Annotated in this window: 10 protein-coding genes and 1 pseudogene; 4 read left to right on the top strand and 7 right to left on the bottom strand. The window is 73.4% G+C overall.

Annotated elements, in window-relative coordinates; translation table 11 throughout:
* Both D8Y23_RS14715 and D8Y23_RS14710 read right to left on the bottom strand, forming a co-directional pair.
* A pseudogene (locus D8Y23_RS14715) lies at positions 1-644 on the bottom strand (alpha-L-arabinofuranosidase); the annotation flags it as partial.
* Positions 645-846: 202 nt separating this feature from the next.
* On the bottom strand, positions 847-4,467 hold the full coding sequence (locus D8Y23_RS14710; protein ID WP_164878261.1) for a proline dehydrogenase family protein: 3,621 nt from the start codon (positions 4,465-4,467) through the stop codon (positions 847-849).
* A gap of 175 nt (positions 4,468-4,642) precedes the next feature.
* Here D8Y23_RS14710 and D8Y23_RS14705 point away from each other — a divergent pair, with 175 nt between their 5' ends.
* The gene (locus tag D8Y23_RS14705) at positions 4,643-5,623 is read left to right on the top strand and encodes an acetylxylan esterase (RefSeq protein WP_128218839.1); all 981 of its coding nucleotides are present in this window, start codon (positions 4,643-4,645) and stop codon (positions 5,621-5,623) included.
* Positions 5,624-5,645: 22 nt separating this feature from the next.
* Here D8Y23_RS14705 and D8Y23_RS14700 read toward each other — a convergent pair whose 3' ends face one another.
* Both D8Y23_RS14700 and D8Y23_RS14695 read right to left on the bottom strand, forming a co-directional pair.
* Positions 5,646-6,206 (bottom strand): acyl-CoA thioesterase, encoded by a 561-nt coding sequence (locus D8Y23_RS14700; protein ID WP_128218838.1) that lies wholly within the window; start codon positions 6,204-6,206, stop codon positions 5,646-5,648.
* Between the two features lie 23 nt (positions 6,207-6,229).
* Positions 6,230-7,129, bottom strand: a complete 900-nt coding sequence (locus D8Y23_RS14695; RefSeq protein WP_128218837.1) for a DUF817 domain-containing protein — start codon at positions 7,127-7,129, stop codon at positions 6,230-6,232.
* A gap of 108 nt (positions 7,130-7,237) precedes the next feature.
* Between D8Y23_RS14695 and D8Y23_RS14690 the strand changes: the two genes are divergently transcribed.
* Together D8Y23_RS14690 and cofE are read left to right on the top strand one after the other, a co-directional pair.
* On the top strand, positions 7,238-7,744 hold the full coding sequence (locus D8Y23_RS14690; protein ID WP_128218836.1) for a GNAT family N-acetyltransferase: 507 nt from the start codon (positions 7,238-7,240) through the stop codon (positions 7,742-7,744).
* Position 7,745: 1 nt separating this feature from the next.
* Positions 7,746-8,501, top strand: coding sequence for a coenzyme F420-0:L-glutamate ligase (cofE, locus tag D8Y23_RS14685; RefSeq protein WP_240663918.1), 756 nt, complete (start codon positions 7,746-7,748; stop codon positions 8,499-8,501).
* 59 nt (positions 8,502-8,560) lie between these two features.
* Here the strand turns inward: cofE and D8Y23_RS14680 are convergent, their stop codons facing one another.
* Genes D8Y23_RS14680 through D8Y23_RS14670 form a run of 3 tightly spaced genes read right to left on the bottom strand, consistent with a single transcriptional unit; the run spans position 8,561 to position 10,427 of the window.
* Complete coding sequence (locus D8Y23_RS14680) at positions 8,561-9,157, bottom strand: energy-coupling factor transporter transmembrane component T family protein (RefSeq protein WP_128218834.1); 597 nt, start codon at positions 9,155-9,157, stop codon at positions 8,561-8,563.
* The gene (locus D8Y23_RS14675) at positions 9,151-9,834 is read right to left on the bottom strand and encodes an energy-coupling factor ABC transporter ATP-binding protein (RefSeq protein WP_205797259.1); all 684 of its coding nucleotides are present in this window, start codon (positions 9,832-9,834) and stop codon (positions 9,151-9,153) included. The genes D8Y23_RS14680 and D8Y23_RS14675 overlap by 7 nt, the downstream gene beginning before the upstream one ends.
* Positions 9,831-10,427: a biotin transporter BioY gene (locus D8Y23_RS14670; protein WP_128218832.1), complete on the bottom strand. Its 597-nt coding sequence runs from the start codon at positions 10,425-10,427 to the stop codon at positions 9,831-9,833. Before D8Y23_RS14670 ends, D8Y23_RS14675 begins: the two co-directional genes overlap by 4 nt.
* Positions 10,428-10,482: 55 nt before the next feature.
* On the opposite strand from D8Y23_RS14670, the gene D8Y23_RS14665 reads away from it, so the two are divergent.
* A complete protein-coding gene (locus tag D8Y23_RS14665; protein ID WP_275087517.1) occupies positions 10,483-11,061 on the top strand; it encodes a TetR/AcrR family transcriptional regulator C-terminal domain-containing protein in 579 nt (192 codons plus the stop codon).
* Positions 11,062-11,078: the final 17 nt, after the last annotated feature.

Raw genomic sequence — 11,078 nt, 5'->3', positions numbered from 1 at the left:
CCCGACGACCCGCACACGACGAGCTCGATCGAGGGGTCGAGCTGGCGCATGCCCTTGGCGGTCTGGGCGGCGAGTTTTCCGTAGTCCTCGGCCGAGCGGTGGCCGAGCTGCCAGGGGCCGTCCATCTCGTTGCCGAGGCACCACACGCGCACGTCGAACGGGGCCTGGCGACCGTTGTCGATGCGCCGCTGCGACAGGGTCGTGCCGCCGGGGAGGTTGCTGTACTCGAGCAGGTCGATGGCCTCGAGTGTGCCGCGCGTGCCGAGGTTCACCGCGAGCATCAGCTCGCTGCCGGCCTTGTCGAGCCAGTCCGAGAACTCGTGCAGGCCCACCTCGTTGGTCTCGGTGGAGTGCCACGCGAGGTCGAGGCGGCGGGGGCGCTCATCGCGCGGCCCGACGCTGTCCTCCCACCGGAAGCCCGAGACGAAGTTGCCGCCGGGATAGCGGATCATCGACACGCCCAGCTCGCGCACGAGTTCGAGCACGTCGCGGCGGAAGCCCTGCTCGTCGGCCTCGGGGTGACCGGGTTCGTAGATGCCGTCGTAGACGTGGCGTCCCAGGTGCTCGACGAAGCCGCCGAACAGGCGGCGCCGCACGGCCCCGATGGGGAATCGGGCGTCAACGGTCAGGCGGGCGGTGGTCATCGTTGCTCCTCCGGTCGGTCTCGACGCTACCCGCCCCGGGCTGTGGCGTAAAACGTTTTCGAAACCTGTCGGCCGGCCCGAGTATCGCCCAACGCACACGATCGGGTCGAATGCACACGTCCCGGGCGTCTCGATCGTGTGCGTTCGGCCGGATCGTGTGCGCTCGCCCGCCGCCCGCCGGGCAACTCGCAGCAGCGCGACGTCAGATGACCTCGGCGCTCCACGGGTCGGGGCGTCCGAAGCGGAACGCCTCGATCGAGACCGCCTGCTCGCGCAGGAACGGCAGCAGTTCGACGCGGCCGGCCGTCGTGACCTCCCCCGCGTACACGGTGAGTGACGGGTCGCCCCCGAGCGCTTCGGCGAGCGCGACGCGAAGAGTGTCGACCGAGGACGCCGTGCCGACGAGGCGCACGCGCGAGGGACGCGGGCCGACGGGCACGGCGACGGTCGTGTCGGCCACGGTGGCCTCGGCATCCGGGATGCCACCCGCCATCCGCTGCAGCCACTCCGCGTCGCTCTCGACGGAGACGGGAACGCTGCTCTCGCCGAGCAGATGCCGCACGTCGCCCGGCAGCCCGACCGGAGTGCTGAGGCCGAAGCGCGAACCGGACCGGACGGCCGCGACGAGCACGCGGAGCACCGCTTGCCACGGCGCGTCGGCCGTCGCGCGGATCGCGACGTCGGTCGGACGGTAGCGGAGGAGATTGCGCTCGAGCCCGAGTCGTGAGGCGTCCTTCACGCGCGCGAACTCACGGTCCCACGCGACGGCGTCCGACAGCGCTCCACGCCGCAGCCACTCGAACGCGGCGTAGTCGAGCGTGGGCTGGGCCGCTTCGATGAGGGAGGAGATGCGGGTGTCGAGTCCGCGCAGATGCAGGGTCGACGACGCGGGACCACCGGACGACGGCCGCCACGAGCCGAGGGCCACGAGCCGGTTGGGGCCGCCCGACATCGCTCCGGGCCCGACGCCGGCGGCGCCCCACCCGCCGAGGGGCTCACGCTGCACCACCGCTCCGGTCGTGGGGCGGTTGACCCGCAGCACGGCCGCGTCCACGGTGTCGAGCCAGAGGTCGAGGTCGGCGGCGTCGCGGGTGTGCAGCCCGGCGACGAAGCCGGAGCCGACGACGTTCTGCAGCTCGATGGCCCGGGCGAGAGTCGGAGCGTGCAGGATGCCGAGCACCGGCGCCGCGACGGCCGTCCGGGCGAGGTGCGAACCGGCGTGGACGCCGGTGCGCACGCCGGGGGTCCAGAAGCGCCCCGCGGTCTCGGGGCCGAGATCGAGCTCGCGCGGCTCGACGAGCCAGCGTTCCCCGTCGGCGAGGACGGTCAGCGCCCGACGGACGTCGCCGGACGGTTCCTCGACCAGCGGGCCGACGTCGGACAGCGGATCGTCGGCGGGGCCGACACGCAGCGACCCGACGGCATCCTTCAGCTGCGCCAGGAACCGTGCGGAACGGGCGACGGCCCCCACGAGGATCACCAGCGACGACGTCGTCGCGGCCTGGCCCGCCCGGGAGAAGGCACCGGCCACGATGTCGGCGACCGCCCGATCGAGATCCGCCGAGGGCGCGACGATCACGGCGTTCCGGCCCGCCGTCAACGCCTGCACGGGTAGCGTCGGTCTCCACCCGAGGAACCGCTCGGCGGTCGATCGCGCCCCGGCGAGCAGCACGCGGTCGACTCCGGGGTGCACGACGAGAGCCCGACCGGATGCCTCTTCGTTCAGGTCGACGTAGGCGAGCACGTCGCGTGGGACCCCCGCCGCCCACAGCGCTTCGGCGACGACCGCTCCGGCCCGGCGGGCGCGCGGCGACGGCGTCAGCACGACGCCCGAGCCCGCGGCGAGCGCCGCGAGTGTCTCGGCGGCGCAGAGGCCCACCGAGGAGTTCCAGCGCGGGGCGACGACGGTGAGCCGGTCGGGCACGAACACCGCGCCCGCGACCCGGTCGAGTTCCTTCGCGGTCACCGCGTAGTAGGCGGCGGCATCGATGGCGTGGCCGACCTCGGCATCGGCCTCGACGAACAGCGCGCCTCCCTCGGAGGCGAGCACCTCGACCAGCTCGGCACGGCGCTGGGCGAGAGAGCGCGACGCGCTGCCGATCACCGCGGCGCGCTCGGCCGCGGCCCTGCTCCCCCAGTCCTCGGCGGCGGCGCGGACCCGGGAGATCACGGCATCCAGGCCCGCTTCGTCGTCGACCCGACCGGCCGCGGCCGTCGCGTCGCCGACCCGGGACCCGTCGACCGCGGCGAGGACGTCGCGCGCCCACGCGCGATCCTCGGCGACGGTGGGGTCGGCGGCGGCGTCGTTGCGGAACCCGGGCGCCGCGCCCGTGAGCTCGACGTTCTCGCGGACGGAGAACACCGCGGTGTCGACGAACGCCTGCCCGCCGAACAACATCTGCTGCACGTCGGGACCGAGCGCCTGCGTGTCGCCGGGCGCGGCGTCGCGGGCGATGCCCAGCACAGCCTGCGTCAGGCCGGGTTCGGCCGCGTCGTCGGCGACGGATTCGCGGAGGATCGGAGGGGTCGGGGCGGTCCCGCGCTGCGGCTGCCGCGGCGGGGCGGGCGAAACCTTCGGGGTCGCGAGCGCCGCCGTCACCCGGGCCTCCACGTCGTCGCCGGACGCGCGGCGCCCCGCGACCCGCGCCGCGAGCGGAGCCACGACGGCATCGGCGTCGTCGGGGTGCACCACGGGAGCGAGGACGACGTGCGCGGCGTGCAGGACCCACCCGAGGCCGAGCGGCACCGCGAGGGCGATCGAGACGTCGGCGGAGTCGGCGAGCGTGCGCACGATCGCGGCGCGGACGGGATCGCCGGTGGCGAACTCGACGCTCAATCCCTCACCGGCGCGGCGACCGAGGGCCTCCCGGGCGGTCGCGACGGCGAGCGCGTCGAGATCCGCGGTGTCGCTGACCGCGGGACCGGGCCAGCCGTGGCGGGCAGCCCGCAACGCGTCGTCGGTGGCGGGGATCCGGTCGTCGAGGCGTACCGCGACGCGCGCACCTCCCCCTGAAACCCGCACGCGCGCCCACGCGGCGAGTTCGCGCAGCGCGCCCAGCGTCTCGGGCGCCGCCACCGGCAGCGCGATACCGGCGTCCGCGTCCCGGAGGCGCGGCTCCTCGAGCAGACGGGTGAGGACGGCGACGGTGAGGTCGAGGTCGTCGCGCCCCTCGGCGACGAGGGTGACGCGCGTTCCCGCGCCGGCGGCACCCAGGAAGAGGGGCAGCAGGCGCTCGGCGGCGTGCTCGACGTCCGCTTCGAAGGCCCAGCGCGACAATCCGGTCACGACCTCGCGCACGGCGACCGAGACCCGGCTGACGTCGTCGCGGGCGACGAGGGTCCGGATGCCATCCAGCCGGTGCCGCGCGGCGGTCTCCCCCTGGACGGCCGGGGTGGTGAGCCGCAGGTCGGCGACGACATCGGCACCGAGGGACGCCAGCGCCGACCCGAGTCTGTCGGCGCGGGCGTCGAGAGACAGGACGGAGAGCGCGTCGACGAGACCTCGGCGACCCAGCGGAACGGCCGCGGTCGGAAGGACGGGGGCGATCGCTCCGGCGAGCTGGACCGTTCCGCGCAGCCGCCACGGAAGCGTCGCGGGGAGGTCGGCGCCGAGGCGGTGCAGGGCCGCCGCCGGAGCCGTCGCGCCCTCCGGCCGCAGCACGCCGTCGGCGGCGCGGGCGAGGAAGTCCGCGGCCTCCGGCGACGCGAAGAGCGACAGCGTGGTCGGGGTGGTCGCCGCGAAGCTCGCGGCCAGAGCCGTCGCTCGCTCGACCGCGTCGGCGAAGAGCAGGGAACCGTGCGCGTGCGGGTCGTTCTCGCTCATGCTCCACAGCCTAGGGAGCCAGCGCGCGGCGTCCCAGTGGCCCCGCCGCGCGAGCCCGAATCGACAGGGGAAGAGGCCCCGCCGCGCAGAGCAGCGGAGGAACGTCATTCGCGTCGAACGCCGGGCGGGAACCGGTGTTCGCTACTGTCGATTCGCCCCGACACTGGAGACGCCCATGGCTCAGACCTTCACCGACATGCCGCTCGAGCTTCTGCGCGAGTACCGTCCCGATCTCGCCGAGCCCGAGGGACTGGACTCCTTCTGGACCGAGACCCTCGCGGAGGCGCGCGCCGCCGCCCGTCCCGCGCGGCTGGCGCCGGTGAACGGTCCGGTTCGCGCCCTGTCGGTGCAGGATCTGACCTTCACCGGGTACGCCGGCGACGAGATCCGGGGCTGGGTCGTTCGTCCACACGGCGACGAGCCGCTTCCGGCGGTCGTGGAGTTCATCGGGTACGGCGGGGGCCGGGGCCTCCCCGGCGACAAGATCGCGTGGGCGGCCGCCGGGTACGCGCACGTCATCATGGACACCCGCGGCCAGGGCTCGGGCTGGAGCATCGGCGACACCCCCGACCCCCACGGATCCACCGCCGCCTACCCCGGCGTCATGACCCGCGGCATCCACGATCCGCGCGACTATTACTACCGCCGCCTCTACACCGACGCCGCGCGCCTGGTCGACGTGGTCCGCGAGCTTCCCGGGGTGGATGCCGGCCGCGTCGCCGTCACCGGAGGCAGCCAGGGCGGCGCGCTCGCGATCGCCGCGGCGGCCCTGTCGGGCGACGCGGTGGCGGCCGTGATGCCCGACGTGCCGTTCCTGTGCGACATCCCGAACGCGATCGTGCGCACCCCCTCGGCACCCTTCACCGAGGTCACGCGCTGGCTCTCGATCCACCGCGACGACACCGCCGCCGCGCTGCACACGCTGTCGCACATCGACGGCGCGATCCTGGCGCGTCGCATCCAGGCGCCGGCGTTCTTCTCCGTCGCACTGATGGACGACATCGTGCTGCCGTCGGGGGTGTTCGCGGCGTTCCACGCGTTGGCATCCGAGGATGCCGCGATCGAGGTGTACCCGTACAACGGACACGAGGGCGGCGGGTCGCGGCACTGGGCGCGCCAGGTGGCGTGGCTCGACGCACGCTTCGGCGTGAGCTGACGCCCCGGACGCGTGAGGCGGATCAGCGCCAGTCGCTCGGCGCGGGCCGCTTCGTCGACGGCAGCGCGGAGGCTGCGGCCCACTCGTGCACCCACGGCTCGACGTCGGGCACGCCCTCCGGGCGTCCTACCGCCGCGAACAGTTCCTCGTGCGGCACGGTTCCGCCCGAGCGCCGCAGGATGCGCGCGCGGATGATCGCGCGCGCGAAGATCTCGCCGTCGACGACGGCGCGGTGCTCGAGGTACACGGCGCGGTCGTCGTGACCGAGCAGGCGCGTCTCGAGTTCGAACCGCTGCCACAGCTCGAGCGACCGGCGGAACGTGATCGTCTCGGCGGCGACCACCGCGTACCAGCCGTTCGCCGTCATGGCTCCGGCGATCCCGGTGCGCGTCAGCAGGTCCCACCGCCCCAGATCGAACAGCGACAGGTAGCGCCCGTTGTTGAGGTGACGGAGCAGGTCGATGTCGGTGGGCAGCACGCGTAGCCGCATCCGTCCGACCGCGTTCGGGTCGATCGGACCCTCGCGCCGCAGCCGACGCCGCGCGCGGACGAGGACCAAGAGGGTGCGCCACAGAACGTTCACGACCCGCGAGCGTAGTGATCTCCCTAGGGAACGGCGATTCCTTTGTCTGCAGCCGACAACTCGACCCGGTCCGGCTCGCGCGGCGGGTACACCCAGGTGACGAGGACGACCGACACGATCATCAGCAGGAACCACGACGACAGCTTCGACACGTCGACCGGGTGCCACCCGCCCACCTGCGACGGATACAGCCAGGCCCCGGCGTAGGTGGCGATGTTCTCGGCGAGCCAGATGAACACGGCGACCCCCGCGAACGCCAGGAGGAGTGGCATCCGGAACGTGCCTCGGAAGAAGCGGAAGTGCATCGTCGTGCGGCCCCACAGGAGGACGACCGCGGCGACGAGCACCCAGCGCAGGTCGACGATCCAGTGGTGCGTGAAGAAGTTCGCGTAGATCGCGACCGCGACGACCGCCGTGAGCCAGCGGCGCGGGTAGCGCGAGAACCGCAGGTCGAAGAGGCGGTACACGCGCACCATGTAGCTGCCGACCGCGGCGTACATGAAGCCGCTGTACAGCGGGACGCCGCCGATCCGCAGCACGCCGTCCGCGGCGTACATCCACGATCCGACGTCGGTCTTGAACAGCTCCATCACCGTGCCCACGACGTGGAACAGCACGACGACGCGCAGCTCCCGCAGCGTCTCGAGCCGCCCGACCACCATTACGACCTGGATGGCGATGGCGGCGATCGTCAGCGCATCGTTGCGGGCCAGCGCGGCGTCGTCGGGGTACCAGAGCTTCGCGGCGAGGACGACGGCGAGGAACGTCGCCCCGAACACGCACGCCCACGCCTGCTTGAGCACGAAGACGCCGAATTCGACGAGACGCGCCCGCGCGCCGGTGGCGGGCGCGGAGCGCAACAGGCGATTGGCGGAGGCGTCGATGCGCGCTTCGAGCGACGTCAGTGCGGGGCGCGCGATCATGCCCGGGATCGTGGCACGCGAGTCTGGCAGGACGCCGGAGCCCTACCGCATCGCGGGGTCCGTGGCATCCGATTTCATCGTCGCCGGGGGGCCGCGTAGAGTCCAGCCATGACTGCGGAAACCCGAACCGACATCGTCGTCCGTCCGGTGCGAGATGTGGATGCCGAGGCCCTCGGCCGCGTGCACGCGACGTGCTGGCACGAGACGTACGACCACCTGATCAGCACGGCCGCCCTCGAAGCGGTCTCCCCCAAGCGCATGGCCGAGCTCTGGACCCACTGGGCCTCCCAGGGCGAGGACTACCGCATGCATGCGGCTCTCGTCGACGGCGAGATCGTCGGCTTCGTCGGCTCGGGTCCCGCCCGCGACGACGACGCCCCGCGCCCTCGCGAGCTGTACTTCATCTACCTGCTCGACCAGTTCCACGGCACCGGCATCGGTCAGCAGCTCTTCGACGCCGCCGTCGGGAAGGGCGAGGGCCTGTACCTGTGGGTCGCCGACGACAACCCCCGCGCGCACCGCTTCTACGCGCGCAACGGTTTCGTGCTCGATGGTGCAACGCAGGTGCAGCCGTTCCTCGGGGAGGAGCTCACCGAGGTGCGTTTCGTTCGCTGACGTGCTGCAGATCTGGGCCCTCGACGGCATCGCGGAGATCACGCCGGGCACCGACCTGGTCGCGGTGATCCTGGAGGCCGCGCGGGACTCTCTCCGCGACGGCGACATCGTCGTGGTGACCAGCAAGATCGTGTCCAAGGCCGAGGGCCGGATCCTTGAGGCCGACGACCGCGAAGACGCCATCACGCGCGAGACCGTGCGGCTCGTGGCATCCCGCACCTCCCCCTCCGGGCACGTGACGCGTATCGTCGAGAACCGCCTCGGAATCGTCTCCGCCGCGGCGGGAGTCGACGCCAGCAACACCCCCGAGGGCACCGTGCTGCTGCTGCCCGAAGACCCCGACGCGTCGGCGCGTTCGATCGCCGCCGGGCTCCGCGACGCCGGCGCCCGCGTCGGCGTGCTCATCACCGACACGCTCGGCCGCGCGTGGCGCGAGGGTCAGACCGACCACGCGATCGGCGCCGCGGGCGTGCACGTTTTCGAGGACCTCCGCGGGACAGTGGATGCCGAGGGCCGCCCCCTCGTCGTGACGCTGCCGTGCGTCGCCGACGAGCTCGCCGCCGCGACCGACCTCGTCAAGGGCAAGGCCGCACGGTTGCCCGTCGCGGTCGTGCGCGGCCGCGCCGACCTCGTGGGCGACCTCGACCTCCCCGGCGCCCGCTCGATCGTTCGGCCGGCCGAGCGCGACATGTTCGCGCTGGGGTCGGACGAGGCGTACGCCGCCGGGTTCGCCGCGGGGCGCGCGGCGGGCGACTGAGCAGCGTCGCTGGCCTCGCGGCATCCCGTCACCCTGCTCTTGTCACGCCACGTCCCAGGTCAGCGAACCCCGCGGGCTGCGAGCGCCTCGCCGAGCTGATCGGCGTGCCGGAGCGACAGCACGGTGAACGGCACCAGCCCGGCCCGTAGGGACGGACGGACACCACGGGCGCGCTGCGCCTCCCGCACCTCGGCCGCGAGCCGCGCGAGGACCGGGATCGTCGTGATCGTCACCGCGAGGAGGAGCGCGGCGCGCTCGGTATCCATTCCGATCCGGCGCAGCGGGCCGAGGCCCCGCTCGAGAGCGTCGAGCAGGTCGTCGACGCGCGTCGTCAGCGGGACCAACGCCGCCACGAGCACGGCCGCGGTCACCCGCGCGGTGTTCGCGAGCGCCGGTTCGGGGCCGAGGAAGAGCAGCTGCCCGATCGCGGTGACCGCGAAGATCCAGCGGAGGCCCCAGACCTGCCGCCCGAGCTCGCGGAGCCCGACGCCCGGGACGACGTACGCCAGCAGCACCGCCCCGGCGCACACCGCGGCCGCCCCTGCCGCGGTCGGCAGGGCCGCGAGCGCGATCGCCGCGACCGCGAGCACCAGCATCTTGGGGCCCGCGGGCAGGCGGTGCAGGACGCTGTGTCCCGGGCGGTAGAGGCTCAGCACACGAGCGCCCGTTCGTATTCGTCGACGACCTCGGATGCCACGCCCGCGGCGCTGACGGTCCCCTCGGTGAACAGAACGGCGGCGCCGCACCGGCGCGCGAGGGCGAGGTCGTGGGTCACGAGGACGAGCACGTGGCCGTCGTCGGCGAGGAGATGATCGGCGACGCGACGCGCATTGCGGGCGTCGAGGTACGCCGTCGGCTCGTCGGCGACGACGAGGCCGGGTTCGCGGACGAACGCCCCCGCGAGCGCGAGCAGCTGCTTCTGGCCGCCCGACAGGTCGTGGGCGGGCCGCTCCGCGAGGTCGGTCAGACCGAACCGCTCAAGCGTCCGCGCGACCCGCTCGGCGCGCTCGACCTTCGGGAGCCGTTGCGGACGGAGCGAGAACGCGACGTCCTCCGACACGACCGGCATCACGATCTGCGCGTCCGGGTTGCTCAGCACGAGCGCGACGCGGCGGCGGTGCTCAGCGGCATCCGTGTCCGGGTCGAGGCCGAGCACCCGCACGTCGCCGGTGTCGCGACGGACGAGACCCGCGAGCACCCGCGCGAACGTGGACTTTCCCGAGCCGTTGTCGCCGATGACGGCGATCGTGCGCGCGTCGAGGTCGAGCGTCACGCCGCGCAGGACGTCTCGGCCGTCGAGCCGCACGCCGAGGTCGCGACAGTGCAGGATCACGCGGCGACGCGCTCCTCGACCGGCGCGGCGCGCCACTGGCGGCGGAACCCGCGCGGGTACGCCCGCACCAGCAGCGTCACCACGATCGTCGCGATCGCCGCCTTGAGCAGATCGCCCGGGAGGAAAACGAGGCTGGCGATCGCGGTGTCGCCGAGCGGAAGTCGCGTCACGAGACTCTGCACGGGGACGCCGAGCGCGTAGATCGCGACGACACCGCCGGCCACCATGGCGAACGCGGTGCGCCACCACACCGGGCGACGGTTGCCCGCGTGCACGATGAGGCCGACGACGATCGCGCCCAGGATCCACCCCAGCGCGTAACCGGCGGTCGGGCCGAGAAAGACCGCGAACCCGCCGCGACCGCCGGCGAGGAGCGGGAGCCCGACGGCCACGAGCACCAGCACGATCGTCACCGACAACGCCCCGAGCCAGGGCCCGAGGATCGCGCCGGCGAGCATCACGCCGAGGGTCTGCGCGGTGATCGGCACCCCGCCGAACACGGGGAAGCTGCCGGGCAGGCCGAGCACCGCGATGAGCGCGGCGAAGACGGCCACGCGGGCGAGGTCCGTGGCATCCATGGGGCGAGGGGTCATGTCGAGTCCTAACCTGAACAGCGTTCACCTGAACGGTGTTCACTATACTCAGACCGTGACTCCTCCCGCACGCACCCGCGGCCACTCCGCCGACGACGTCGCGCGCACGGCGCTGCGGATCCTCGACGACGACGGCCTCGCCGATCTCACGATGCGGCGGCTCGCTGCGCGGCTCGACGTCCAGCCGAGCGCGCTGTACTGGCACTTTGCCAACAAGCAGTCGCTGCTCGCCGAGCTGTCCGACCGTATCGTCGGGCAAGCGGCATCCCTGGTGCACGGCGCCGGCGTGGGCGCCGAAGCCCGCGCGCTGCGCGACGCGCTCCTCGCCTACCGCGACGGCGCGGAGGTGGTTTCCAGCACGCTCGCGCTCGGGCTGGGCTCGTCCGCGGCGCTGGATCGACTGACGGCCGCGGTCGCCGCGGAGGGCTTCGCGCCCGAGGTCGCCGCCCGCGCCGCGACGACGCTGCTGCACTTCGTCCTGGGGTTCGTCTGGCACGAGCAGCAGCGACTGCAGTACGACAGCGTCGGGGTGGTGGCGCCGGGCGCCGGTCACGTGCCCGACGCCGATTTCGCCTTCGGTGTCGACCTCATCCACCGCGGCCTCCACGCGACCGCGGACGCGCGCCCGGCGTAGGCCGGCCGCGGCCCGCC

The sequence above is a fragment of the Microbacterium enclense genome (assembly GCF_004022425.1).
GTDB classification, from domain to species: domain Bacteria; phylum Actinomycetota; class Actinomycetes; order Actinomycetales; family Microbacteriaceae; genus Microbacterium; species Microbacterium enclense_A.
Note: the sequence above shows the minus strand (reverse complement) of the source record. Positions and strands in the feature narration are given on the sequence as shown.

Coding starts and splice junctions, on each gene's coding strand:
- D8Y23_RS14690 (WP_128218836.1), top strand. CDS start 7,238: ATGACTGCGGAAACCCGAACCGACATCGTCGTCCGTCCGGTGCGAGAT.
- D8Y23_RS14705 (WP_128218839.1), top strand. CDS start 4,643: ATGGCTCAGACCTTCACCGACATGCCGCTCGAGCTTCTGCGCGAGTAC.
- D8Y23_RS14710 (WP_164878261.1), bottom strand. CDS start 4,467: ATGAGCGAGAACGACCCGCACGCGCACGGTTCCCTGCTCTTCGCCGAC.
- D8Y23_RS14670 (WP_128218832.1), bottom strand. CDS start 10,427: ATGACCCCTCGCCCCATGGATGCCACGGACCTCGCCCGCGTGGCCGTC.
- D8Y23_RS14695 (WP_128218837.1), bottom strand. CDS start 7,129: ATGATCGCGCGCCCCGCACTGACGTCGCTCGAAGCGCGCATCGACGCC.